General features: G+C 69.5%; 18 protein-coding genes. 5 read left to right on the forward strand and 13 right to left on the reverse strand.

The genetic code is table 11. The features are described from left to right. Positions 1-15 precede the first annotated feature (15 nt). Positions 16-855, reverse strand: coding sequence for an SDR family NAD(P)-dependent oxidoreductase (locus tag ACFQ4H_RS01725; RefSeq protein WP_377566143.1), 840 nt, complete (start codon positions 853-855; stop codon positions 16-18). Beyond that, on the reverse strand, positions 852-1,637 hold the full coding sequence (locus ACFQ4H_RS01730) for an SDR family oxidoreductase (protein WP_377566146.1): 786 nt from the start codon (positions 1,635-1,637) through the stop codon (positions 852-854). The genes ACFQ4H_RS01725 and ACFQ4H_RS01730 overlap by 4 nt, the downstream gene beginning before the upstream one ends. A gap of 138 nt (positions 1,638-1,775) precedes the next feature. Here ACFQ4H_RS01730 and ACFQ4H_RS01735 point away from each other — a divergent pair, with 138 nt between their 5' ends. Then, positions 1,776-2,999 carry an acetyl-CoA C-acetyltransferase gene (locus ACFQ4H_RS01735; RefSeq protein WP_377566149.1) on the forward strand — a complete coding sequence of 408 codons (1,224 nt, stop codon included), beginning with the start codon at positions 1,776-1,778 and terminating at the stop codon, positions 2,997-2,999. Positions 3,000-3,099: 100 nt separating this feature from the next. Here ACFQ4H_RS01735 and ACFQ4H_RS01740 read toward each other — a convergent pair whose 3' ends face one another. From ACFQ4H_RS01740 to ACFQ4H_RS01785, 10 genes are all read right to left on the reverse strand, one after another. Beyond that, positions 3,100-4,383, reverse strand: a complete 1,284-nt coding sequence (locus ACFQ4H_RS01740) for an ABC transporter substrate-binding protein (RefSeq protein WP_377566151.1) — start codon at positions 4,381-4,383, stop codon at positions 3,100-3,102. A gap of 85 nt (positions 4,384-4,468) precedes the next feature. Further along, positions 4,469-5,530, reverse strand: a complete 1,062-nt coding sequence (locus tag ACFQ4H_RS01745) for a branched-chain amino acid ABC transporter permease (RefSeq protein ID WP_377566153.1) — start codon at positions 5,528-5,530, stop codon at positions 4,469-4,471. Between the two features lie 41 nt (positions 5,531-5,571). Next, positions 5,572-6,450 carry a branched-chain amino acid ABC transporter permease gene (locus ACFQ4H_RS01750; RefSeq protein WP_377566155.1) on the reverse strand — a complete coding sequence of 293 codons (879 nt, stop codon included), beginning with the start codon at positions 6,448-6,450 and terminating at the stop codon, positions 5,572-5,574. Positions 6,451-6,465: 15 nt separating this feature from the next. Beyond that, complete coding sequence (locus ACFQ4H_RS01755; protein ID WP_377566157.1) at positions 6,466-7,194, reverse strand: ABC transporter ATP-binding protein; 729 nt, start codon at positions 7,192-7,194, stop codon at positions 6,466-6,468. A 144-nt stretch (positions 7,195-7,338) separates the two neighbouring features. Further along, complete coding sequence (locus ACFQ4H_RS01760) at positions 7,339-8,199, reverse strand: ABC transporter ATP-binding protein (RefSeq protein WP_377566159.1); 861 nt, start codon at positions 8,197-8,199, stop codon at positions 7,339-7,341. 175 nt (positions 8,200-8,374) lie between these two features. Continuing rightward, positions 8,375-9,523, reverse strand: coding sequence for an acyl-CoA dehydrogenase family protein (locus tag ACFQ4H_RS01765; protein ID WP_377566161.1), 1,149 nt, complete (start codon positions 9,521-9,523; stop codon positions 8,375-8,377). Further along, positions 9,520-10,722: an acyl-CoA dehydrogenase family protein gene (locus tag ACFQ4H_RS01770; RefSeq protein ID WP_377566163.1), complete on the reverse strand. Its 1,203-nt coding sequence runs from the start codon at positions 10,720-10,722 to the stop codon at positions 9,520-9,522. Before ACFQ4H_RS01770 ends, ACFQ4H_RS01765 begins: the two co-directional genes overlap by 4 nt. 168 nt (positions 10,723-10,890) lie before the next feature. Continuing rightward, positions 10,891-11,727, reverse strand: coding sequence for an alpha/beta hydrolase family protein (locus ACFQ4H_RS01775; RefSeq protein WP_377566231.1), 837 nt, complete (start codon positions 11,725-11,727; stop codon positions 10,891-10,893). 295 nt (positions 11,728-12,022) lie between these two features. Further along, positions 12,023-13,534 carry an ATP-binding protein gene (locus ACFQ4H_RS01780; protein ID WP_377566165.1) on the reverse strand — a complete coding sequence of 504 codons (1,512 nt, stop codon included), beginning with the start codon at positions 13,532-13,534 and terminating at the stop codon, positions 12,023-12,025. Positions 13,535-13,550: 16 nt separating this feature from the next. After that, positions 13,551-14,225: a response regulator transcription factor gene (locus ACFQ4H_RS01785; RefSeq protein WP_377566167.1), complete on the reverse strand. Its 675-nt coding sequence runs from the start codon at positions 14,223-14,225 to the stop codon at positions 13,551-13,553. A gap of 171 nt (positions 14,226-14,396) precedes the next feature. Here ACFQ4H_RS01785 and ACFQ4H_RS01790 point away from each other — a divergent pair, with 171 nt between their 5' ends. The 4 genes from ACFQ4H_RS01790 (at position 14,397) to ACFQ4H_RS01805 (ending at position 24,434) form a co-directional block, all read left to right on the forward strand. Then, a complete protein-coding gene (locus ACFQ4H_RS01790) occupies positions 14,397-15,146 on the forward strand; it encodes an ABC transporter ATP-binding protein (RefSeq protein WP_377566233.1) in 750 nt (249 codons plus the stop codon). Next, positions 15,146-17,695: an ABC transporter permease gene (locus tag ACFQ4H_RS01795; RefSeq protein ID WP_377566169.1), complete on the forward strand. Its 2,550-nt coding sequence runs from the start codon at positions 15,146-15,148 to the stop codon at positions 17,693-17,695. Before ACFQ4H_RS01790 ends, ACFQ4H_RS01795 begins: the two co-directional genes overlap by 1 nt. 192 nt (positions 17,696-17,887) lie before the next feature. Next, positions 17,888-18,601, forward strand: a complete 714-nt coding sequence (locus ACFQ4H_RS01800) for a hypothetical protein (RefSeq protein ID WP_377566171.1) — start codon at positions 17,888-17,890, stop codon at positions 18,599-18,601. A gap of 373 nt (positions 18,602-18,974) precedes the next feature. Next, positions 18,975-24,434: an ATP-binding protein gene (locus ACFQ4H_RS01805; protein ID WP_377566173.1), complete on the forward strand. Its 5,460-nt coding sequence runs from the start codon at positions 18,975-18,977 to the stop codon at positions 24,432-24,434. Between the two features lie 202 nt (positions 24,435-24,636). On the opposite strand, the gene ACFQ4H_RS01810 is transcribed toward ACFQ4H_RS01805, so the two are convergent. Beyond that, positions 24,637-25,206: a hypothetical protein gene (locus ACFQ4H_RS01810; protein ID WP_377566175.1), complete on the reverse strand. Its 570-nt coding sequence runs from the start codon at positions 25,204-25,206 to the stop codon at positions 24,637-24,639. Positions 25,207-25,289: the final 83 nt, after the last annotated feature.

A 25,289-nucleotide genomic window follows, 5' to 3' on the forward strand; every position in this document is an offset into this window, starting at 1 on the left:
GCTCGCTTCGCTTGCTCATGCCGGCTCCCTCTGTGGCGGCGCCGGTGCCGCCTCGGGGCGCGGTCGGGCGCGCGCTGTCTCGTGTCGCTGCTGTAGGCGGTTCATCGAGCGGATCCACCGGTCCGGGTCGGCGGCCCGCCGGAGATAGAAGTCTCTCACTTCGGCGTGTGGCAGCACCAGAAAGCGGTCGTCAGTCATCGCCTCCAGCACCGAGTCGGCGACCTCGTCGGCGGTGAGCGCACCGTCGTCGAGCAGCGCGCTGCCCATTGGCCCGGAACGGGTGAGCATCGGGGTGCGTACGCCCTGCGGGCAGAGCGCCTGCACGACGATCCCCCGGTGTTCGTAGCTGGCTCGGAGCCATTCGGCGAAGCCGAGCGCGGCGTGTTTGGTGACCGAGTACGGAGCATTGCCGAGCATGGTCAGCAGCCCGGCGGCGGAGACGGTGACCAGGAGTCGACCCTGCCCGTCGGCGAGCCAGTTGGGCAGCAGGGCGCGGGCGGCGTAGACCTGGGAGAGGACGTTGACCTGCCACGCCCTCGCCCAGGCCTCGTCGGGTGCGTCGAGTCCACCCTCCGGGGCGATGCCAACGTTGGCACAGAAGAGGTCCAACGCGCCGAAGTCGGCCCAGACCTGTTCGACGAGCCGGTCGACGAAGTCGGAATCGGCGGCGTCTCCGGCGATGGCCAGGGCACCGATCCGGGCCGCTACGGTTTCGGCGGCGGCCGGGTCCAGGTCGTTGACCACGACCCGCGCACCGGCGGCGACGAAGCGTTGGGCGAGGGCGGCCCCGATGCCCGATCCGGCGCCGGTGACCACCACCACTGCGTCGTTGAGGTCGAGCCCGACGGCGGTCATCCGACGGCCCGGTCGGTGATGGTGAGTCCACCGTCGACGATCAGGGTCTGACCGGTGATCCAGGCGGCGTCCGGGCTGGCGAGGAAGGCGACCGCGGCGGCTACGTCGGCCGGTTCGCCGAGCCGACCGAGCGGGTAACCGGCGGCGACTTCGGCTTCCCGCCCGGTGTAGAGGGCGGCGGCGAAGCGGGTCTTCACCACTGCCGGGGCGACCGCGTTGACCCGGATCCGGGGAGCCAGTTCGACGGCCAGCGCGGCGGTCAGCTGGTTGAGCGCGGCCTTGCTGACGCCGTAGAAGGCGATGCCGGCGGCGGGCCTCAGCGCGGAGACCGAGGAGATGTTGACCACCGCGCCACCGTGCTCGCCGAAGCCGGCCGCGCAGGCCCGCTGGACCCAGCCGAGCGCACCCAGCGTGTTGACCTCCATGATCTTCCGGGCCGCACCGGGGTCGAGACCGGTGAGCGGCCCGTAGACCGGGTTGGTCCCGGCGTTGTTGACCAGGATGTCGAGCCTGCCGAAGGTCCCGGTCGCCTCGGCGATGGTCCGTGCCTGGTGTTCGGGGTCGTCGGCCGCCCCTGGGACGCCATGGGCAACCGCCGGGCCGCCGAGGGCGGTCACCGCCTCGGCCAGCGGTGCCGGCTTGCGGCCGGTGATCACCACCCGGGCACCCTCGTCGATGAAGCGCTGGGCGATGGCCAGACCGATGCCGCGACTGGCCCCGGTCACCACGGCCACCCGACCCGCGAGGCGACCGACGTTCGGATGCTCAGATTTTGCAGTCACAGTGTGGATTTTAGAAACGGCCAATCGAAGCCGTCAACCATCCGCCGAATGATTTCCGCCCGAGATTCGATGGACAGCCGAGGCGAAGTAAGTGCACTCTTGGTGCACATTGATACCTGGGAAAGGATGCCTGACACCATGCCCGAAGCCGTCATCGTCGCCGCCGCCCGCTCCCCCATCGGCCGCGCCAACAAAGGTTCCCTGATCGACGTACGCCCCGACGACCTGGCCGCTACCATCGTGCGGGCCGCGCTGGACGCGGTACCGCAACTCGATCCACGGCAGATCGACGACCTCATGCTCGGCACCGGTCAGCCCGCCGGCGAGCAGGGCTACAACCTGGGCCGGGTGGTCGCCACCCTACTCGGTTTCGACCACCTGCCCGGCACCACGGTCAACCGGTACTGCTCCTCCTCGCTACAGACCACCCGGATGGCGTTCCACGCGATCCGGGCCGGCGAGGGGGACGCCTTCATCTCCGCCGGGGTCGAGTCCGTCTCCCGATACGCCCGGGGCCGTAGCGACGGGCTGCCGGAGACCACCAACCCCCGCTTCGCCCCGGCGCTGGAACGGACCGCGAACCGGGCGAGCATGCCGGGCGCCGCCCACTGGCGGGACCCCCGGGAGTACGGCGAACTGCCGGACGTCTACCTCGCAATGGGGCAGACCGCAGAGAACGTCGCACAGTTCTGCGGGGTGAGCCGGGCCCGGCAGGACGAGTTCGCGGTCCGCTCGCAGAACCGCGCCGAGCAGGCGATCGCCGACGGCTTCTGGGCCCGGGAGATCACCCCGATCACTCGCCCGGACGGCACCGTGGTCACCGCCGACGACGGCCCGCGTCCGGCCGTCACCCTGGAGGCGGTCGCCGCGCTCAAGCCGGTCTTCCGGCCGGACGGTACGGTGACCGCCGGCAACGCCTGCCCGCTGAACGACGGCGCCGCCGCCCTGGTGGTCATGTCCGACGTCCGGGCCCGTGAGCTGGCCATCGAGCCGTTGGCGCGGATCGTCTCCACCGGACTCTCCGCACTCTCGCCGGAGATCATGGGTCTCGGCCCGGTCGGGGCATCGCGACAGGCGCTGGCCCGGGCCGGGATGTCCATCTCGGACATCGATCTGGTGGAGATCAACGAAGCGTTCGCGGTGCAGGTGGTGGCGAGCGCGGACGAGCTGGGCATCGATCCGGACCGGCTGAACGTCAACGGTGGGGCGATCGCCGTCGGCCACCCGTTCGGGATGACCGGCGCCCGGATCACCACCACCCTGCTCAACTCACTGAGCTGGCACGACAAGACGATCGGCCTGGAGACCATGTGCGTCGGTGGGGGCCAGGGAATGGCGATGATCATCGAGCGGCTGCGCTGAGGTAGCCGATCACGTCACTCGTCCCAGAGTGACCGGTGACCCGGACCGGGTGCCCCCGGCGGGACGCGCCGAGGGCACCCGAGCAGCCGTTACAACCGACTCAGGAGGTGGGGATCCCGTTCGCCGGCGGGGCCGCCGGTGCCTCCGGATACTCGTTGACCGGACCGCTGGCCGAATCGGTCTCGTAGGTGGGCCCGAAGTAGTCCTGCCTGCCCTGCTCCACCTTGATCATTCGCATTCCGCCGTATCCGGAGTGGTTCTCCTTGGAGAAGCGGAGCGGAGCCAGACCGGGGCCCTTGAACCCGCCCCGCTCGACCGCGTCGATCAGGCCCTGCCGGGTCAGGTTCCTGCCAGCGGCGAGGAGCGCCTGCACGAAGAGGTAGCCGACCGACATGCCGTAGACGATGTTGCCGTCGAAGGCCGCACCACCGTTGCGCTCGTCATTGATCTTGCGGAAGAGCGTGGTCCACGGGTCGTCGCTGGCGGCGGCCGAGGGGAGATAGTTGACCCCGAGCATTCCCTCCAGCAGGCCCTTGTTCTCTCCGAGCTGCGCGGCAAGCGTCGGATAGTCACCGCCCACCCCGGAAACGAGCCACGTCGGCTTGAAACCGATCCGGGCTGCGGTGCCGATCGCCAGCGAGGTGAAGCCCGGCACGGTGGCCAGTACGACGACCTGACAGCCGCCGGCCTTCAGCTCACCGATCTGGGGTGCCACGTTGGTGTTGCTGGTGACGTAGGTCTTCCTGACCGCCACACTGGACGCGCCGAGGACCTGCTCCACCCCGGCCAGGCTGTCCTCGCCGAAGTCGTCGCCCTGACCGAAGAAGCAGACCTTCTGCCCGGCGAGGTTGTTCCTGACGTAGTTGGCAAGGATCTTGCCCTCTACGGTGTAGTCAGTGTTGAAACCGAAGGTGTAGGGGTACCGTTTCGGCGCGTTCCAGGCCCGGCTGCCGGAGGCGACGAAGAGGTCCGGCACCTTGCTGTTGTTCAGGAAGTCCAGTACGCCGCTGTGCGGCGGGGTGCCGAGCCCGTTGAGGATGGCGAAGACCCTGTCCTGCAGGACCAGCTCGCGAACCACCTGCTGGGTGGTGGCCGGGTTGTACCCGTCATCCATGATCTTGTAGTTGATCTTACGGCCGTGTACGCCACCGTTGGCGTTGACGTGGTCGAAGTACGCCTTGGTGGCCGGCGCGATCTTCGAGTAGCCGGCCGAGGCCGGGCCGGTCAGCGGCATGTGCGTGCCGACCAGGATCTCGGTGTCGGTGACGCCGGGGACGCTCCCCCCGGCTGGCCCGTTTTCGTCGTCGCTCCCGCACGCCGCCAGGGCCGTGACCAGTACGGCGGAGGTGGCGATCGCGAGTGCGCGGTGCGCGATGCGCTGCATCGTCCGACCTTTCTCGGCCCGGCGGCGATCCGCTGGACCGTTAACGAGGGATGTGGTGGTGGAGCGGGTGCGGTGCCGCATCGGATTACCGCCCGGCCGTCACCCGCAACCGGGCTCCGACGAACCGGCCGACGCGGCGCAGCAGACCCTGCACACCGCCCGGCGCGGCGATCACCACGACGATCAACGTGACTCCGAAGACCGCCAGGGAGAGGTTTCCGTCCAGTCGCTGGGCGACCGCCGGCGACGGGGTGGCCAGATTGGTGATCGTGCTGGTCAACGCCGGAAGGGCCACCAGGAGCAGGGCACCCCAGAGCGCGCCGACCAGGCTGCCGAGCCCACCGATCACGATGGCCATCAACAGATGGAGCGAGAGGGTCAGCGAGAAGGCACCGGGCGAGACGCTCTGTGCCAGCACCGCCAGCAGGCCACCGCCGAGGCCGGCGCATCCGGCGCTGACCACGAAGGCCAGGACCTGGGTACGCCCGACGTGGATGCCGGCCAGTCGGGCGGCCACCTCGTCGTCGCGGACCGCCCGTAGGTTCCGGCCGAACCGGCTGCGGATCAGGTTCCCGAGCAGCACCAGGGTCAGCAGGGCACCGGTGATGGCGATCCAGGCCTGCCACCGCTCGTACGGAAAGTAGAGCCCGAGCGACTCCGGTGCCGGCGCCAGGTAGACCGGCAGCCCCTGCTCACTGTTGAAGACGCCCCGGAAGGTGGTGGCCAGCGCCGGCACGACGACCGCGACGGCGAGGGTTACCCCGGCCAGGTAGGGGCCACGGAGCCGGGCGGCGGCAGCACCGATCACCGTACCGGCGACGACGGTCACCACCACCCCGACGGCGAGCGAGAAGAGCAGGTATCCCCCACTGACCCGCCCGGCGTCGGCCAGCGCGTTCTGGGTCAGGGCGACGGTGTAGGCACCGGTGGCCATCAACGCGCCGTGCCCGAGGGAGAGCTGGCCGTTGAGTCCGGTCAGTACGGTGAGCCCGGCGGTCGCGCAGAGGTACGCGGCGACGGTGGCCAACTGGTAGTTGCGGAACGGCTCCAACGCCCCGGTGAGGGCGAAGAGCCCGACCCCGGCCACTACGGCGAGGAGCAGATGCCGCAGCAGGGTGGAATGGATCAGCGGATTCGAGCGCGGCATCGTGGAATGTGTCGATAGCTTGGCACGTAGCCGGGAAGTGGTCATACCTGCCTCGCTCTGCCGATGGTGAAGAGGCCGGCCGGGCGGAGCAACAGCACGGCAAGCAGCAGTACCAGGACCGCGAGCGGGGTGGTGTCGCTGCCGACGTACCCGCTGACATAGGAGAGGATCAGACCGACCGCGAGGCCCCCGACGACCGCGCCCGGTGGGCTCTCCAGACCGCCGACCACCGCCGCGGTGAAGGCCGAGACGAAGACCAGGTCCATCGCGTGCGGGTTCAGGCCCAGTTCGGTCGGGAAGACCAGCAGCCCAGCCAGCGCGCCGACCGCGGCAGCGAGCGCCCAGCCGAGGGTGAGCATTCCGCCGACGTCGACACCGAGCAGCCGGGAGACCTCGGGGGCGAAGGCCGAGGCCCGCATCCGCAGGCCGACCGGGGTGTGGGTGAAGAGCAGGGCGAGGCCGAGCACCACCACACCGACTGCGCCGAAGACGAACAGGTCGTAGCGGGAGAGCAGGGCCAGGTCACCGAGAGTGAACGGGTCGCGGGAGAACGGGGTGGCAACCGGGCGGAACTCGTTGCCGTAGAGCATTCCGAGGACCGCCTGGATGAACAGGATCAGACCGAGCGCGACGATGACCGCGTTCAGTGGGGCCCGGTGGTCGACGAAACGCATCATGCCGCGCTCGACGACGGCGCCGAGGAGCAGCCCGCCGCCGAGGGCGGCGAGGAAACCGAGCCAGTACGAGCCGCTGGCAGCGGTGACGCTGTACGCGACGTAGCCGGTGGCGACCGCCATCGCGCCCTGGGCGAAGTTGACCACTCGGGCGGCCCGCCAGATCAGCACCAGGGCGAGGGCGAAGGCGGCGTAGACCGCGCCCCGGCTGAGCCCGTCGACGGTGAGGAAGACGAATCGTTCCATCGGTGTGGCCCTTCCCTAGAAGCCCAGGTACGCGTGGCGCAGGTCCTCGTCGTCGTGGAGCCGGGCGGCGTCGGCGGTGACCACCACCTGCCCGAGCGAGAGGACGACGCCGGTGTCCGCGACGGAGAGGGCGCTGCGTACGTTCTGTTCGACCAGGAGCACCGTCAGGCCGGTCCGGTCGCGTAACTGCCGGAGCAGCGTCATGATCTGACCGGTGACCTTCGGGGCGAGGCCGAGTGAGGGTTCGTCGAGCAGCAGCAGTTTGGGTCGGGCGACCAGGGCCCGGCCGAGGGCCAGCATCTGCCGTTCGCCACCGGAGAGCTGATGACCGCTGGCCCGCCGCCGCCGGGCCAGCGGTTCGAAGAGTTGGTAGACCTCGTCGAGGGCGCGTCTCGCGTCGGTTCGGTCGCGGCGCCAGAGCCCGCCGAGGCGGAGGTTCTCCTCGACGGTCAACTCGGTGACCACACCCCGGCCTTCGGGAACGTGGGCCATCCCCCGGCGGACCCGTTGCTCGACCGGGGTGGTGCCGATCTCCTCGCCGGCCAGGACGATCCGGCCGCTGGTGGGGCGGATCAACCCGGAGAGCGTACGCAGCAGGGTGGTCTTTCCGGCACCGTTGGCCCCGAGCACGGCGGTGATGGTGCCGGTGGGGATCGTCAGGTCGACGCCGTGCAGCACCGGCGCGGCACCGTATCCGGCGGTTACGCCCTGTACCTGGAGCAGCGGAGTCTCGGTTCCGCTCATGCCGCCGCCCCGCTTCGCTCACCGGCGACACGAGCCAACACAGAACGGACGACTCGCTCGCTACGCTCGCTCATGCCGCCGCCCCGCTTCGCTCACCGGCGACACGAGCCAACACAGAACGGATGACTCGCTCGCTACGCTCGCTCATGCCACCGCCTCCGGACTGTCCTGGTTGGTCGGCTCGTCGTCGACGCCGAGGTACGCCTCGGTGACGGCCGGGTCGTCGCGGATCTGCTCCGGGGTGCCGGTGGCGATGACCCGGCCGAAGTCGAGCACCACGATCTGGTGGCAGACCGACATCACCAGGTCCATGTGATGTTCGACCAGCAGCACCGAGCACGGTTCGTCGTCGCCGGCTCCACCGTGACGGGCAGCGCGTCGGGGTAGGCCGACGATGAGTTCACCGAGGTTGGCGACCTCTTCGACGCCGAGGCCGCCGGCCGGCTCGTCGAGGAGCAGCAGTCGCGGTCGGGCGGCCAGGGCCCGGGCCAGGGCGACCCGTTTGCGCACCCCGTAGGGAAGGGTCGCCGGTAAGGCGTCGGCGTGCCCGGCGATGCCGAGTTCGTCGAGCAGGTCGAGCGCCTCGGCGCGGAGCCGGCGCTCGTCGCGGTCGCTGCGGCCGAGGCCGAGCAGGGCGGACAGAAAGCCGGCGCGGGCGGAGCCGGTGGCTCCGGCCATCACGTTCTCGGCGACGGTGAGGCCGGCGAAGAGTCCGACGCCCTGCAGGGTACGGGCGATGCCGAGCCGGGTGAGCTGGTCGGGCCGGGGACGCAGTGGTTGCCCGTCCAGGGTCAGCGATCCGGCGACCGGACGGACGAAGCCGCAGATCACGTTGAAGAGGGTGGTCTTGCCGGCACCGTTCGGACCGATGACGCCGACGACCTGGCCGGGGGGTACCCGCAGTGAGACGTCGTCGAGGGCGACGAGTCCACCGAAGCTGACCCCGATGCCGTGCAGGGCCAGGCCCCCGCCGGGGATGGGCCGTGTCGCTGCGGTTCCGGTCATCGACCCTCCTTCACAGGCTCACGAACCGCTTGCGGTTCGAAGTAGACCCCACCGCCGACAAACTATTTGCACTGCCACTGCTATTTACACTGGCAGTGTACTTTTCAAGCGTGCTTCGTCAATACCTCGTTACGAACCGGTGACCTCCCGGAACCAGCTCGGAATCAGCTCGGAATCAGCCCGGTGGCAGATCGACCAGTCCGGCCAGGGCGCTCCGGTGCCGGTCAGCCCCGCCGAAGGCGACCGCCGCCGTCCTGGCCCGCTTCAGATAGAGGTGGACCGGGTGCTCCCAGGTGAACCCGAGCCCGCCGTGCAACTGCACGCACTCCTCCGCCAGGCGTACGGCAACCGGGCCGCAGTGCGCCTGGGCCAACGCCGCTGCCACCTGCGCCTCGGAATCCGGCCCCGCGCCCGGGTCGGCGTCAGCAAGCACCCCGACGGCGTACCGGGCCACCGCCCTGGCCTGGGTGACCTCGACCCAGGCATCGGCGAGCCGGTGCTTGAGTGCCTGGAACCCACCGATCGGCCGACCGAACTGGTAGCGGGTCTTCAGCTGGTCGACGGCCGCGTCCAGACACCACTGGGCCAGGCCGTACTGCTCGGCGGCCAGCAGGACCGCACCGGCGGTCAATCCCCAGTGCAGCGCCCCCGCCGCCGCTCTCCCAGCTGCGATCCGGTACGCCGGCACGGCGTCGAAGCTGAAGTCGGTCAACGCCCGGGTCTGATCCAACGAGACCACCGGCGACCGGCTGACCCCGGCGGCGACGGCCTCGACGATCCAGAGTTCGTCGACGGTCGGGACCAGCAGCAGATCGGCGGTGGCGGCATCGGCGACGCCGGGCACCGTACCGGTGAGCCGATGGTCGTCGGCCCGGACACCGGGTCCGAAAGCTGGGCCGGCATGGACGCCGACCGGTGCGGGACGTACGCCGGCCGGCCCCGGCGGGGTGTCGACCGGCACCACCACCACCGCCCGACGAGTCCCGTCCGCGAGCTGGGTCAGCCATCGCTCGGCAGCGCAGGCCAGCAGGGTCTGGGTGGCGACCACCGCGCTGGCCAGGTACGGCACCGGTGCCACCGCCCGGCCCAACTCCTCGCAGACGATCGCGTTCTCCCGCAGCCCTGCACCACCACCGCCGAGGCGCTCGGGGACCGCCAGTCCGGCCAACCCCATCTCGGTGGCGAGGCGCGACCAGAGCGTCGCGTCGTCGGGGCGGTCCTGGTTGGTCAGCACCCGCTGCCACGGGCTGTGGAGGGTGAGCATCGCCCGTACGCTTCGTCGGAGCTCCAGGTCCAACTCGCTGTAACGCAGGTCGACGCTCATCGGGGCAGGTCCTTCCAGGCGGTGTTCCGATCGGTACGGGGTTCGGTGGGCAGCCCGAGGAGGCGCTCGGCGATGATGCCGCGCAGGATCTCGGAGGTGCCGCCCTCGATGGAGTTGCCCCGGGCCCGCAGATAGCGGTAGCCGGGCGTACGGCCGAGCATGTCGACCCGGTCCGGTCGCCGCAGGCTCCAGTCGTCGTGCCGCAGCCCGTCCACGCCGAGCAGGTCGAGTTCCAGGCCGGATACCGCCTGGGTGAGCGCGGCGTAGGAGAGCTTCACCGCCGACCCTTCGGGGCCGGGATCCCCGGTGACCATCTGTTGCCGCACCAGCAGCCCGGTCAGTCGGACCGCCTCGGCGCGGACCCAGAGCCGGAGCAACTCGTCGTGCAGGGCGGGGGTACGCCGGTCCGGACGGTTCCGCCAGGCCTCGGCCAGTACGCCGATCATGCCGCCTTCGCGCGGTACCGGTCGACCACCGATGACGACCCGTTCGTTCATCAACGTGGTCCGGGCCACCTGCCAGCCCTCGCCGATCTCGCCGAGGCGCAGTTCGTCCGGAAGTCGTACGTCGGTCAGGAAGACCTCGTTGAACTCGGCGTCACCGGTCAGCTGGCGCAGCGGTCGGACCTCCACGCCGGGGGCGGTCATGTCGCAGACGAAGTAGCTCAGGCCCTGATGCTTGGGCAGGTCCGGGTCGGTCCGGGCCAGCAGCAGCCCCCAGCGGGCCCGATGTGCCAGCGAGGTCCAGACCTTCTGCCCGTTGATGATCCAGCCTGCGGTGTGGGCACCGCTGCCGCCGTCGGTTTGGCGGACCGCTCGGGTGGCCACTGCGGCGAGGTCGGAGCCGGCACCGGGTTCGCTGAAGAGCTGGCACCAGATCTCCTCCCCGGTCCAGAGCGGACGCAGGAGCCGCTTCCGGAGGGCGGGGGTGCCGTGCCGGAGGATGGTGGGCGCGGCCAGGCCGAGGCCGATCGGGTTCCGGTGGGGCGGGCTGCCGGGGGCACCGGCCGCGTCGAACGCCCCGTCGACCAGCGGTTGCAGCTCGCGCGGCGCGTCGAGGCCACCTAGACCGACCGGGTGGTGGATCCAGGCCAGGCCGGCATCGAACCGGGCCCGGAGAAATTCGGTACGGCCGATCACCTCGGGGTCGTGTCCGGCCAGGAACTCAGTCACCAGGCTGGACAACCGGTCCTTCCACACGCCTACCTCCCAGGAAGATAGTTGCACTTCTAGTGCAATATATGAGCGTCGGTCGCTCCTCGTCCAGCGCCGGCACGAGTGACCGGCGGGAGCGCCTCCCGCCGGTCACTCGTCATCAGGTGGTTGCCGGTCCGCCCAGTCACCGTGGACAGCCGGTCGAGACGTCCGCTAACTCGGGCAGGTGTTCCGGTACTCCTCGATCGCCAGGCCACTCGGCCCCGGGCAGAGGAACTGTGAGTAGCGGGTGTCGTTGTCCACGAACCGCTTCAACCAGGAGATCATCTGCTTCGCCATGGGTGTGTTGGCGGTCTGCGGGAAGAAGTGACTGGCGTTGTTCAGTTCCAGGTAGGCCTTTTCGGGAGCCGCCGAGATGCTGTTGTAGAAGGGCTCGGAGTGGGTGCTGACCGACGCCACGCTGTCCGACTCGCCGCCGATGATCAGCGTCGGCACCTGTACGGTCGACCAACTCTTGGTGGTGTGCCACGGAGCCAGCGGAATGGCGGCCTTCAGCGCCGGACGCGTCCGGGCCGCTTCCAACGTTCCGCCGCCACCCATCGAGTGACCGGCGACCGCCAGCCGGGAGGCGTCGACCCGGCTCCGCACGGAACTCCTGTTGACCAGGTAGTCGAGGGCGGCCAGCAACTGCCGGCCCCGGCTGTCCGGCTGGTCCAACGTGGTGGTGGTCTCGATGCCGAAGACCACGAAGCCGTGCGACGCCAGCCGCGGACCGAGCCAGTCCAGACTCGACCAGTACGCGGTGAAGCCGGGTGAGATGGCGACCGCCCCGAACGTGCCGTCGCTGGTGGTGGTCGGGTAGTAGATGACGCCGCCGCCGAAGCCGGTCACCACCAGCGAGGAGACGTTGGTCGACGAGGTCGCGTACGGGCCACGCGCTGCCTCGACACTGGCGTCGGTCGGGGCCGGGCCCCGCTCGTACGGATTGTCGGCGGCCTGTGCCCCCGCCGGCGCGGCGGCGATCGCGCCGGTGACAAGGCTGGCGACCATGGCCAGGCCGAGAATGACACGCGCCGGGCGACGGGGCCGGGTGGGACTGGTGTTGGTTGACACGTCTCTGCACTCCCTACGGTGAGGAGATATATCGACGTTCACCAGCTTGTAATCAGGGCTTGGTGTCCTGCATCGGCGAAACCACCGGTCTTCGTGCCATACCAGACCCACCCCGCCCAGAGAGGGGTGCACAGCCCACCCTGTCGGGACGCATCCCTGGTCAGGCTCGTTCGCTCGAGACGTGCCCAATGAGGAAGATGGGGCCGGGTACCTCAGCAGGACCGAACGCCCGTCACGCGGCTTCTACGGGCTGTTCCTCCCCGCGCCCTTTGGCTGGCGTGTCGTCCACAAGTGGCAGCCGGGTCACCAGCAGGGCGCCCACATCGCTGTCGACGACCAGCAACGTGCCGCCGTGCCGCTGCGCGACGTCCCTGGCAATGGTCAGGCCAAGTCCCGAACCACCAGAATCGCGGGCGCGGGCGTCGTCCAGGCGGGTGAACCGTTCGAAGACCCGCTGCCGTTCGGCAACCGGGATACCCGAGCCGTCGTCATGGACCTCCAGCACCACCGCCGGATCGCCGCCGGGCGGATCGTCGGTCCGGACCGTGACCGTGACCGTGGTACGGGCATGCCGGGCCGCGTTGTCCAGCAGGTTGCGCAGCAACCGGTCGAGCTGTCCTGAGTTCCCCCGTACCAGCGCCGCTCCGTCGGTGACGCACCTGAACCCTGGCCCGTCAGCGGTGCCGTCCGCCGTCGGCCTGTGTCCGCTGTCGCGCTGACGCTCGGCGACCTGCTCCCATGCCAGGGCAGCGAGGTCGACCAGCGTCTCTGGTACCGCTGTCGCGTCGTGGCTGGCCAGCAGCAACAGGTCTGCGGTGAGGTCCTGTAGACGCTGCACGTCGAGCAGTGACCGCTGGGCCGTCCGCGGCCAGTCCACCCGGTCCGGGTGGGCGAGTGCCACCTCCAAACCGGTGCGCAGGCTGGCCAGCGGGCTTCGCAGTTCGTGGCTGGCATCCGCGACGAACTGCTGCTGCCGCCGGTGCGCGCGCTCCAGCCGGTCCAGGGTCGCGTTGGTGGTTCGTGCCAGCTTCTCGATCTCGTCACCGGACCGGGGTACCGGTACCCGACGGTCCAGTTGGTGCACGCTGACCTCAGCCATCTCCCGGCGGATCGCCTCCACCGGACGCAGGGCGCGACCGGTGGCGTACCACGCCACGACCGCCACGAACAGTACCGCCAGTGGGAGGAAGACCTTCAGCGAGTCGTCGAACGCTCGGGTGGCGTTCATGGCGTCCCACGGCAACACGAACACGTACAGGGTCAACCGCCGCGTGCCACCAGCGTCCCCGTCCGTCGATTGCATCGATCGCACGGGTACGTCCAGCACCATGCCCACCACGTCGTAGGTGCGGTACTCCCGCCAATGTGGGTGCTCACCCGGCCGCAGGATCGTCGTCGTGATGGTCGTCCAGTCCGGCGCGGCGTCGGCCGGGGCCGGGGCCAGTCCGGACCAGGCTGGGTCCAAGCGCAGCAGGTTGTCGCTACGTGCGACGACCTGCTGAGAGTCGGTGACGACCTCGAACATCGCGTCCCCGTTCAGCCCAGCCATGCTCGCCGGGTCGGCCGGACCACCGGTGCCCGGGACACTGCGGTAGACGTCGGCGAGTTGGTCGAGTTCGCTCCAGGCATTGGTCCGCGCGGCCGTCATCAACTCGTGGTAGACGAGCTGGCGCAGCCCCCAGGCCCCGAGGGCGAAGACCGCGACACAGGCCAGTGCGGCGGTCAGGGCGGCACTGCGCCGCATCGAGGATGGCCACCGGCTAGCCATCGACGACCAGTCGGTAGCCGGCACCGCGTACGGTGTCGATGGTACGGCGACCGAACGGGGCGTCGATCTTGCGGCGGAGGGTGCTGACGTAGACCTCGACGATGTTCGGGTCGCCACGGTAGGCCATGTCCCACACCTGTTCCAGGATGTCGAGCTTGGACATCACCTGCCCGGCCTGACGGGCCAGACACTCCAGCACGGCGAACTCCTTCGCGGTCAGCGCAATCGGCGCTGCGCCCCGGTGACAGGTCCGTCGGCGGGGGTCGACGACCAGATCGCCGAACCGGTACACGAGGTTGCATCCGGCGGCCCCGCGCCGCACCAGTGCCCGGATCCGTGCGGTGAGTACGAGGTACGAGAAGGGTTTGCGCAGAAAATCGTCGGCACCGGTGTCCAGAGCCTCGGCCTCGTCATGGCCACCGGTCTTGGCGGTCAGCATCAGAATCGGTGTATCCACCCCGCGTTCGCGTAACGCCGCGCACACCCGGTACCCGTTCAGACCCGGCAGCATGATGTCCAGAATGATTACCTGATACGGGTGCTGCTCTGCCAGGTACAACCCCTCCACGCCGTCCCGCGCCAGGTCGACGGCGTACCCGTCGGCCTCCAGACCCCACTGCAGGGATTCGGCTAGTCGCTTTTCGTCCTCCACCACGAGCACCCGCATGGGCAAATGATCCCAGACCGAATCCGGCCACCTGAAGAATCCTTCAGCCGCATTCAGCACTCGTTAAGCGGCACCTTGCCAGTCTTCGTACGGCGGCTCAGTCGGTGCAGTGGACCGCCGTCATTTGCGTGTTCGTCGAGTGGGACAGAGGTACGGATAGTGGCTGAATCGATGGCTGGGCCGGACACGGCCAGCGGGCGTATCGCCGTCGGTGCGGAAAGCGTGGTCAAGGTGTATGGCCGAGGTGCCAGCGCGGTACCCGCTCTGGACGGGGTGACCGTGGACTTCGCCGCTGGTCAGTTCAGCGCGATCATGGGTCCCTCCGGCTCCGGCAAGTCCACGCTGCTGCACTGTCTGGCCGGCCTCGACAGGGTCGACTCCGGTCAGATCCGGATCGGGTCGACCGAGATCACTACGCTTTCCGACCGGCAGACGACCCGGCTGCGTCGGGATCGGATCGGCTTCGTGTTCCAGTCGTTCAACCTGCTGCCGACCCTGACCGCGGAGCAGAACATCCTGCTCGGTCTGCAACTGGCCGGTCGACGACCGGACCGGGCCTGGCTGGACACCGTGATCGACGTCCTCGGTCTACGTCAGCGGCTCGGCCATCTGCCCGGCGAACTCTCCGGCGGCCAGCAGCAGCGGGTGGCCTGCGCCCGGGCACTCGTCGGCCAGCCGGATGTGATCTTCGCCGACGAGCCTACCGGCAACCTCGACTCCCGTTCCGGTACCGAGGTGCTGAAGTTCCTGCGGACCTCGGTCCGGGAACTGGGCCAGACCGTGATCATGGTGACCCACGACCCGGTGGCCGCCTCGTACGCCGACCGGGTCGTACTGTTGGCCGACGGCCGGATCGCCGGTCACCTCGCCGCACCGGACGCCGACACCGTGCTGTCCACGCTCACCGGGCTGGCCGCCTGATGTCCCGGGTCATCCTCGCCGGTCTGCGCGCCCGGACCGGACGGCTGCTGTTCTCCGCGATCGCGATCGCGATCGCGCTCGCCGTGGCGTTCGTGACCGGTGCCCGGGTACTCGACGAAGCGGTCGGTGTCGGTCTGCGTGCGGAGTTGGCTGGGCAGGCTCGCAACGTGGACGCGTCGATCACGGCCGGTCTGCACGGAAACCAGACCTCGAACCCACTCAACGACGAGGTCCTGCGAAAGGTCCGGCAGATCCCGGGCGTGGCGGCGGCGGAGGGACGCCTGACCGTTCAGGCCCCACTGGTCGGTGTGACCGGCCGGGCCAGCGACGCCGCCGCGACCGCGCTCCCCGCCGATCCACTGCTGCGACCGTACGAACTGGTCGAGGGCCGGTACCCGGAGACCGACCGGGAGGTCACACTGGACCGACGCACCGCAACCGAGTCGGGGTACCGCCTCGGACAGCCTGTCCGGGTGCTGACCGAGGACGGGCAGCAACGGGAGTTCACCCTGGTCGGCACGTTCCGCCCAGCCGTGCCCGGTAGCCAACTCGGCACCGGCCGGCAGCTGCTGCTGCGCCCCGACGCGCTGCGCCTACTGACCCCGGATGGCAGCTACTCCGAGATCGTGGCCAGAGCGACGTCGGGCACCGACCAGCGGCAACTGGTGGACCAGATCACCCGTACCCTGGACCGCTCCGACCTGGTGGTGATGACCGGCGCGGCGGCAGTCGACCAACTGCTCGCCCAGACCGCCCCGCAGACCCCGGACTTCGCCCGCTTCTTCTCCACGTTCGCCCTCATCGCCCTGGCTGTGGCCGCGATGGTGATCTACAACACCTTCGGCATCCTGGTCACCCAGCGCACCCGGGAACTGGCCCTGCTGCGCTGTGTCGGCGCGTCGAAACGGCAGGTGTTCACCGGTGTGCTGGCTGAGGCGGCGGCCACCGGGGCGGTCGCATCCATGCTGGGACTGTTCGGCGGAGTGGGTCTGGCGGCGCTGCTGCAACTCCTGATCGGCGCGTTCGGCGTCGAGGGCGAGGCCGCCGTCCACACCCCGGTCACCACGCGAACCGTGTTACTCGCCGGCGCGGTCGGCGTACTGGTCACCATGGCAGCATCGCTGGTTCCCGCGTACGCGGCCACCCGCGTCGCCCCGGTCGCGGCACTGCGCACCCGTTCCGACGGTCCGACGAAGGCGGCACACGACAGCCGACTCAGGTCGGCCGTCACCGCGCTGCTTGCCCTGACCGGCACCGGGCTGGCTGTCTTCGGCCTCGAAGCCGGTGCCGAGCGCGGCGTCGCACTCATCGGCCTGTGCCTGCTGGCCCTACTCGGCGCGGCACTGGCCGCCGGCCCACTCCTGGTAGGGCCGATCGTCCGGACACTGGGCGGGGTGCCGCGTCGACTGGCCGGGACACCGGGCCTGCTGGCCTGCACCAACGCCACGCGCAACCCGCGACGGACTGCCGCCACGGCCGCTGCACTCATGCTCGGGCTCACCGTGGTCGCGCTGATCACCACGGTGGTCGCGACCGCCGGCCACAGCGTCGAGCAGGCCATCGACCGGCAGTACCCGGTGGACTACACACTCACTTCCGCAGTGCCTCCCCGCCCCCTACCACCTGCGCTACTGGAAACGATCAGCACGCTCGACGAGGTCGCCGTGGCCGCACCGAGCCAATCGCTCGGCGTTGACCTCGGTCCGGCCGGCGGGTACTGGCTGACCGCTGTGGATGGCAGGGCGATCGGTAGCCTGCTGCGGCCGGGCGTGCTCGACGGCCAACTCGACCGGCTCGGCCCGGACGAACTGGCGATCAGCCGGCAACTCGCCGACGAGACTGGCCTGGCCGTGAACCAAACCCTGCCGGTCAGCACCCGGCACGGCAGGGTGGACATGCGGGTGACGGCGATCTACGACAGCGTCGACGGCCCGGACATCGACCTGGGGCTGGGCCTGATGGACCTGACCACATTGGACACGCTGGACCCGTCGACCACCGGCTACCAGAACATCATGGTCAAGATGCGCCCCGGGATCGGTCTCGCCGAGGGGCGATCGGCGATCGAGCAGGCCGTCTCCGGCTCGCCACTGACCCAACTGGCCAGCAGTGAGGATCTCAAGAAACGTGCGGCCGAGCAATTTCAGCAGCTGCTCGGCTATTTGTGGGCGCTGATCGGGCTCGCCGTCGTCATCGCCCTGGCCGGAATCGGCAATACGCTGTCCCTGTCGGTACTGGAACGGACCCGCGAGTCGGCGTTGCTGCGGGCACTGGGACTGACCCGGGGCCAGCTACGGGCCACCTTGATGATCGAGTCGGTCCTGATCGCGCTCATGGGGGCCGCCCTCGGCCTGGTGCTCGGTGTCGGTTCGGCTTGGCTGATCAGCCGCGTGGCGGCCAGCAGTGCCATGCCGATGACGATGACCGTGCCATTCGGCCAACTCGGTCTCGCACTGGCCACCACGGTCCTGGCCGCCCCGCTGGCGACGCTACTGCCCGCACGGCGGGCTGCGCGAAGGTCCATCACCGCCGGAATGGCCGAGCCGTAGGCCCGCAGCAGCCGAGGTGAACGGGTTGAGCAACCGCGTCGGCGGTTGCTCAACTCCAGCCTGCCGGCATCGGTACTGACGTCTCCCTGAGCCTGTTGACGCTGCTGCGGCTCACTTTCCGAATTTCGGTCACGGCGGGCACGGTCTTGTAGCATTGCCGCGTTCTGCGGCGGCTGCTGAAGCGAGGGCGACATGCGGTGGTTCCGGCTTGTGCTGGGTAGGAAGCGGGTCCAGCACGATCCGGCCCGGCAGGAGGCGCTACTCCAGGACGTCCGGCACCGGTTCGGTGCTCACGCGCAGGTCCGGTTCCCCGACCAGGTCGATGCGGTGACCCGGTTGCTGGACGGCGACGACGGTCTGTTCGTGGCGGCCAGGATCATTCGTGAGTTCGCCGACGAGGCCCATACGGAACTCCTCACCCAGGCCGCCGAACTGCACCGTCGTACGGGTCGCCGGCTTTTGGTCGACCGCCGGAACTACCGGCCGCTGTGGAAGACGGCGGGACACACGTTGCAGTGGCCGCTGTTCGCGCTCCCGTGTGGCTTCCACCCGTACGCGCAGGTGGCTGCGGCCGTCACCGTTGCCGGCGCCCAGGCGTCCCGCTTGGTACAGGTGACCGACCCTTACCCGCTGCTGGCCCACGTGTTCGAGGTGCTCGACCTCACCGCCAACGGCTGGGAGCACGGCCGTGTCCGGGTGGACGTCGACGCTGCCTCCCTGGCCCATCGGCTGATCTCGACCGCCCGACAGATTCGTGCGGCGATGGAGGATCCGCCGCCGCTGCCGCCCCCGGCCCGGGAACAGATGCGCCGCAACAACGCCATCGACGTATACGAGTCCGCGGGCAGCCGGGTGGTCGGCACGATCAACCTGGGCGCGGAGATGAGACCGGCTCTGCTGAGCTGAGACCGCAGCAGCAGCCAGGCAGGTGCCGCGCCTCGGCCCGGCGGGACAGCGGAGGGTCCGTGTCCGCGCCTGTCCTGAGCCGTCCGGCGCTGGGGCAGTGGTGGCGGGTCGTCAGCAGGAATGAGCTGACCTCCGCCTCGAACTGCGCTTCTCGCCACGGTCACGGAGCGACAAAACACGCACCCGCTCCGTTAACTCACCCCCCGGCGGGGCGCGGGCGGACAACAAGTTTTGGAGGGTTCCCACAACTGGAGCCCTGTAGGTGCGTTGTCTGCGGCATGGCGCTCCCGGACAGCAGACGGAAGGGTGAACACTGCCGGGGGCCGCCGTGTCACGGCGCGCAGATCGTTGGTCTACAGGAGGGCTAGGTCGGGTGTTCAGTCGTGTCGCCATCGTCAACCGTGGTGAGGCCGCAATGCGGCTCATCCACGCCGTCCGGGAACTCGCCGCAGAGACCGGGACACGGATCGAGACCGTCGCCCTGTACACCGACGTCGACCGCACTGCCACATTCGTCCGCGAAGCGGACATTGCCTATGATCTCGGTCCTGCGTCCGCGCGCCCGTACCTCGACCTGAAGGTGCTGGAGCGCGCACTGGTGGAGACCGGAGCCGATGCCGCGTGGGTCGGCTGGGGCTTCGTCGCAGAGGACCCCGCGTTCGCGGAACTGTGCGAGAAGGTCGGAGTCACCTTCGTCGGACCGAGCGCGGAAGCCATGCGCAAGCTCGGCGACAAGATCGGCGCAAAGCTCATCGCCGAGGAGGTCGGTGTACCGGTCGCGCCGTGGAGCCGTGGTGCGGTCGAGACGCTGGACGCCGCCCTCGCGGCGGCGACCGAGATCGGCTACCCACTGATGCTGAAGGCGACCGCAGGCGGCGGCGGCCGGGGCATCCGGGTGGTCACGAACGAGGCCGAACTCGCCGATGCCTACGAACGCACCAGCCAGGAGGCCGCACGGGCCTTCGGTAGCGGCATCGTGTTCCTGGAGCGCCTGGTCACCGGTGCCCGGCACGTCGAGGTCCAGGTGATCGCCGATGGCGAGGGCACCGCCTGGGCACTCGGTGTCCGTGACTGCTCGGTGCAGCGGCGTAACCAGAAGGTCATCGAGGAGTCGGCGTCGCCGGTACTCAGCCCTTTGCAGACAGCCGAGCTCAAGGCGTCAGCCGAACGGCTGGCCGTCGCCGTCGGTTACCGTGGCGCGGCGACCGTCGAGTTCCTCTACCACCCCGGCGACAGGTTGTTCGCATTCCTCGAGGTCAACACCCGCCTACAGGTCGAGCACCCGATCACCGAGTCCACCACCGGGTTCGACCTGGTCAAGGCACAGCTGCGGGTGGCCTCCGGGGGCAGGCTCGAGGGTGAGCCGCCGGTGGAGCGCGGGCACGCCATCGAGGCCCGGCTGAACGCCGAAGACCCGGACCGGGACTTCGCGCCCTCCCCGGGCCGTATCGCCCGGCTGGACCTGCCCGCCGGTCCGGGCATCCGCGTGGACACCGGTGTCAGCGAGGGTGACACCATCCCGGCCGACTTCGACTCAATGATCGCGAAGATCATCGCCTACGGTCGCGACCGCGACGAGGCGCTCGGCAGGTTGCGTCGGGCGATGGCGGAGACCACCGTGATCATCGAGGGTGGCGCAACGAACAAGAGCTTCGTGCTCGACCTGCTCGACCAGCCCGAGGTGATCGATGCCAGCGCGGACACCGGCTGGATCGACCGTGTCCGTAGCGAGGGCGGGCTCGTCTCCCACCGGCACTCCGCTGTCGCGGTGGCGGCCGCCGCCATCGAGGCGTACGAGGAGGAGGAACACGTCGAGCGGCAGCGGCTGCTGTCGACGGCGTCCGGCGGACGCCCGCAGGTACAGCACAAGAGCGGCCGACCGCTGGACCTCAAGCTGCGCGGTGTCGGATACCGCGTACGCGTCGCACGGATCGGCGCGCACCGGTTCCGCGTCGGCATCGAAGCCGGCGGCGAGGTCCACACCGCCGACGTCGAACTCGACCGCTTCGACCGGCACACCGGGCAGATCGTCGTCAACGGTGCCCGGTACCACCTGCTCACCGCCACACACGGGCCGATCCATCTGGTGGAGGTGGACGGCGTCACGCACCGGGTCAGCCGCGACGAGGGCGGCGTCGTCCGCTCACCCATGCCCGCACTGGTCGTCGCGACCCCGCTGACGGTCGGTGACGAGGTCGAGGCGGGCGCACCGGTGCTGGTGGTGGAGGCCATGAAGATGGAGACGGTGCTGCGGGCACCGTTCAAGGCGCGGCTGAAGGAGTGCGCCGTCTCCGTGGGCAGCCAGGTGGAGGCCGGTGCCCCACTACTCCGGCTGGAGCCGATCGCCGACGAGAGCGCCGAGGCCGAAGACGGGCCGGAGGCCGCGGACATCGAACTGGACCTGCCCGCCGCGCCCGTGGCGATCCCGGCGCAGGCGCGTACCACGCGCGGTCAGGAGGACCTGCGCAGCCTGCTACTGGGCTTCGACGTCGACCCGCACGACGACCGCCGGGTGATCGACGACTACCTCGAGGCACGCCAGGCGGCCATTGCGGACGGTCACCGGCCGCTGGCCGAGGAACTCGAACTCGTCGACCTGTTCGCCGACCTCACCGAGCTGAGCCGAAACCGGCCGGCCGGCGACGACGGTGACGGCCACGTGCACAGCGCCCGCGAGCACTTCCACTCCTACCTCCAGTGCCTCGACGTGGAGCGGGCGGGGCTGCCGGCTGCGTTCCAGGTCAAGCTCGCCAAGGCGCTCGGGCACTACGGAATCACCGAACTGGAGCGCTCCCCCGATCTCGAAGCCGCCGTGTTCCGGATCTTCCTCGCCCAGCAACGGGCGTCCGCCGACGCCACGGTCGTCGCGACGCTGCTGCGCGCGTGGCTGCGGGAGCCGCCGCCGGACGAGGTGCTGCGCGAGCCCGCCGGTCTCGCGCTGGAACGGTTGGTGGCCGCGACGCAGGTCCGGTTCCCCGTGGTCTCCGACCTCGCCCGTGGTGTGGTGTTCGCCTGGTTCGCCCAGCCGCTGCTGCGGCGCAACCGTGCCCGGGTCTACGCCGACGTCCGCCGGCACCTGCGTCACCTGGACGCGCACCCGGACGCACCGGACCGCGCCGAGCGCATCGCCGAGATGGTGCGCAGCACCGAGCCGCTGGTACGGCTGCTCGGCCAGCGGCTCGTCCGTACCGAGCTGGACAACGCGGTCATGCTCGAGGTGCTGACCCGGCGGTACTACGGCAACAAGGGGCTCACCGGCGTCCGTACCCGTACGGTCGCTGGCTGCACGTTCGTGGTCGTCGAGCGCGCGGGCTCGTGCGTGGTCTCCTCCGCCGTGAGCTTCGAGGCACTGGGCAGCGCGCTGCGGGGGCTCGCCGAGCTGGCCAACGGCGAGGACGCCATCGACGCCGACATCTACCTCGCCTGGGAGAAGCAGCCGGCCGACTTCGACGCGATGGCCGCCGCGCTGCACGAGGTCATCAGCGCCTGCCCGCTGCCGAACCAGGTCCGCCGGGTCACCACCACCGTCGCGGGCCGGGGCGGCGCGGTGATGCACCACCACTTCACGTTCAGCCCGTCTGACAACGGGATGGTCGAGGAGCGGCTGATCCGTGGCCTGCACCCGTACATCGCGCAGCGGATGCAGATGGAGCGGCTGCACAAGTTCGATCTCACCCGACTTCCGTCGTCGGACGAGGAGGTCTACCTCTTCCAGTGCGTGGCCCGGGAGAACCCGTCGGACGACCGGCTCGTCGCGTTCGCCCAGGTACGCGACCTGACCGAGTTGCGTGAGCACGACGGCAGGCTGGTCGCGCTGCCGACCGCCGAGGACACCATCGCCACCTGCCTCGACTCGATCCGTCGTGCCCAGTCGCGGCGCCCGTCGAAGAAGCGCTTCAACACCAACCGGATCGTGATCTACGTCTGGCCACCGAGCGGCCTCACCCGCGAAGAGATGGAGATGATCGCCGGGCGCGTACGGCCGACGACCGCGGGCGCGGGGTTGGAGGAGATCCTGTTCATCGCACGGCAGCGCGACCGGGACACCGGCGAGCTGACCAAGATCGCCGTACGGATCTCCTTCGACGCCACCGGCGGAGCGGAGCTGACCATCGGCGAGCCGTCGGACGAGCCGGTCGAACCGCTCGACGACTACCGGCAGAAGGTGCTACGGGCCAGCAGCCGTAACGCGGTGTACCCGTACGAGCTGACCGGCCTGCTCGGCAGCTTCGTCGAGCACGACCTCGACGGCGACCACGTCCTGGTGCCGGTCGACCGGCCGAAGGGGCGTAACACCGCGGCGATCGTCGCGGGTGTGGTCACCACGCCGACCCAGCGGCACCCGCAGGGTGTCACCAGGGTGGTGCTGCTCGGCGACCCGACGAAGTCGCTCGGTGCGCTGTCGGAGCCGGAGTGTCGCCGTGTGATCGCCGCACTGGACCTGGCCGAGCGGATGCGGGTGCCGCTGGAGTGGTACGCGCTGTCCTCCGGTGCCCGGATCTCCATGGAGTCGGGCACGGAGAACATGGACTGGGTGGCGGCGGCGCTCAAGCGGATCGTCGAGTTCACCCAGGACGGCGGCGAGATCAACATCGTGGTCGCGGGCATCAACGTCGGCGCGCAGCCGTACTGGAACGCCGAGGCGACGATGCTCATGCACACCAAGGGCATCCTGGTGATGACGCCGGACTCGGCGATGGTGCTCACCGGCAAGCAGTCGCTCGACTTCTCCGGTGGCGTCTCGGCCGAGGACAACTTCGGCATCGGCGGGTACGACCGGGTCATGGGCCCGAACGGGCAGGCGCAGTACTGGGCGCCGAACCTGGCCGCGGCGCGGGATGTGCTGATGTTGCACTACGACCACACGTACGTCGCGCCCGGCGAGGATGCGCCACGGCGGGCAACGACGTCCGACCCGGTCGACCGCGACATCTCCGACTTCCCGCACTCCGTGGCGGGCAGCGACTTCACCACCGTGGGCGAGATCTTCTCGGCCGAGGCCAACCCGGACCGCAAGAAGCCGTTCGACATCCGGACCGTGATGCGGGCGCTCTCCGACCAGGACCACCCGGTACTGGAACGCTGGGCGGGCATGGCGGACGCGGAGACCGTGGCGGTGCAGGACGTGCATCTCGGCGGTATGCCGGTATGCCTGCTCGGCATCGAGTCACGGGCGGTGCCGCGGCGCGGCTTCCCGCCCACCGACGGCCCGGACACCTACACCGCCGGTACGCTGTTCCCCCGGTCGTCGAAGAAGGCCGCGCGTGCGATCAACTCGGCCAGCGGCAACCGACCGCTGGTGGTGCTGGCGAACCTGTCGGGCTTCGACGGCTCGCCGGAGTCGATGCGCAAGCTCCAACTGGAGTACGGCGCCGAGATCGGTCGCGCGATCGTGAACTTCCGTGGACCGATCGTGTTCTGCGTGATTTCGCGGTACCACGGCGGCGCGTTCGTGGTGTTCTCGAAGGCACTGAACCCGAACATGACCGTGCTCGCGCTGGAAGGCTCGTTCGCCTCGGTGCTCGGTGGTGCCCCCGCCGCCGCAGTGGTGTTCTCCGGAGACGTCAACGCCCGTACTGCGGCCGACCCACGCGTACGGGAGTTGGAGGCCCGCGTCGCGGCCGCCGCCGGTGCCGACCGCGCCGCGCTGACCGCCGAGCTCGACGAGCTACGTTCGTCGGTCCGCGCGGAGAAGCTCGGCGAGGTGGCCACGGAGTTCGACCGCGTACACAACATCCAGCGCGCGGTCAGGGTCGGCTCCGTCGACGCCGTCATCCGTGCTGCGGAACTCCGCCCACGGATCATCGAGGCCATCGAGTCCCGTCTGCATTAGCCCCGAACCCGCCCGGCGCCCAAAGCTCCGACCAGGCAGACATCGAAGAGAGCTTCACTCTCGTCGGTCTGGTCAGGCAGGGCGTCGGGCGGCTACCGCGTCTGGGACGATCAGATCCGCCGGTGGGGCGCGCTGTACGAGAAGTGTCAGACACGACGACCGCAGGCACGCTGTCGAAAGACCGCAGACAGACCACGTGACGCTAGTAGTAGCACTGCAAGACCAGATCGTCTACCCGGATGAACTGTGGAGTCGGCCGGTTGTCGCCGTAGATCACCTGCAGGTAGATATTTCCATGAAATCTCGTCAGGTCCAGGTTGTGAATGGCGACGAGATGATAGCCACTACCGTTACCGTTGATCCAGGGATAGTGCTCGGCAATGATGTGCCACCCATTAGGGTCCCACACCTGAAGGCCAGCGACCGCCCCCGCTCCGAGCACGTTCATGCGGACAGCCGCACTACAGTTCCATTTCTTCCCGGAGAACCCACCGTCGAGATTGACTGCCAATCTGTGGGCTGCCCAGCCGTTTCCCACATGGAGCCATCCGTTGTTGGCCCCGGTGTAGGCGACACCTCCGTTTATGTCGAAACCCGCAACCCCGTCCCCATCACCACCGGAGTCCATCCTGGTCCAGGGACTTCCTTCAAAACTGTCCCATACCTGCACCACACCCGCCTGCGCCGGACTGGCGCCGGAAACTACCGCTGCGGTCGACAGGACGCAGGCGAGAACGCTCGCCGACGCGATCATTCGGAACAGCTTCGACACGTGGATCCTCACGTCGCCTCCGAAGTCGATACTGGGCACATCCAGCTCACTGTAATTGCACCACTACATTGATCGCAATGCAT

The organism is Micromonospora sonneratiae, assembly GCF_042679305.1.
Taxonomy (GTDB): domain Bacteria; phylum Actinomycetota; class Actinomycetes; order Mycobacteriales; family Micromonosporaceae; genus Micromonospora_H; species Micromonospora_H sonneratiae.

Coding starts and splice junctions, on each gene's coding strand:
- ACFQ4H_RS01725 (WP_377566143.1), bottom strand. CDS start 855: ATGACCGCCGTCGGGCTCGACCTCAACGACGCAGTGGTGGTGGTCACC.
- ACFQ4H_RS01735 (WP_377566149.1), top strand. CDS start 1,776: ATGCCCGAAGCCGTCATCGTCGCCGCCGCCCGCTCCCCCATCGGCCGC.
- ACFQ4H_RS01740 (WP_377566151.1), bottom strand. CDS start 4,383: ATGCAGCGCATCGCGCACCGCGCACTCGCGATCGCCACCTCCGCCGTA.
- ACFQ4H_RS01745 (WP_377566153.1), bottom strand. CDS start 5,530: ATGCCGCGCTCGAATCCGCTGATCCATTCCACCCTGCTGCGGCATCTG.
- ACFQ4H_RS01750 (WP_377566155.1), bottom strand. CDS start 6,450: ATGGAACGATTCGTCTTCCTCACCGTCGACGGGCTCAGCCGGGGCGCG.
- ACFQ4H_RS01755 (WP_377566157.1), bottom strand. CDS start 7,194: ATGAGCGGAACCGAGACTCCGCTGCTCCAGGTACAGGGCGTAACCGCC.
- ACFQ4H_RS01760 (WP_377566159.1), bottom strand. CDS start 8,199: ATGACCGGAACCGCAGCGACACGGCCCATCCCCGGCGGGGGCCTGGCC.
- ACFQ4H_RS01765 (WP_377566161.1), bottom strand. CDS start 9,523: ATGAGCGTCGACCTGCGTTACAGCGAGTTGGACCTGGAGCTCCGACGA.
- ACFQ4H_RS01775 (WP_377566231.1), bottom strand. CDS start 11,727: ATGGTCGCCAGCCTTGTCACCGGCGCGATCGCCGCCGCGCCGGCGGGG.
- ACFQ4H_RS01780 (WP_377566165.1), bottom strand. CDS start 13,534: ATGCGGCGCAGTGCCGCCCTGACCGCCGCACTGGCCTGTGTCGCGGTC.
- ACFQ4H_RS01785 (WP_377566167.1), bottom strand. CDS start 14,225: ATGCGGGTGCTCGTGGTGGAGGACGAAAAGCGACTAGCCGAATCCCTG.
- ACFQ4H_RS01790 (WP_377566233.1), top strand. CDS start 14,397: ATGGCTGGGCCGGACACGGCCAGCGGGCGTATCGCCGTCGGTGCGGAA.
- ACFQ4H_RS01795 (WP_377566169.1), top strand. CDS start 15,146: ATGTCCCGGGTCATCCTCGCCGGTCTGCGCGCCCGGACCGGACGGCTG.
- ACFQ4H_RS01800 (WP_377566171.1), top strand. CDS start 17,888: ATGCGGTGGTTCCGGCTTGTGCTGGGTAGGAAGCGGGTCCAGCACGAT.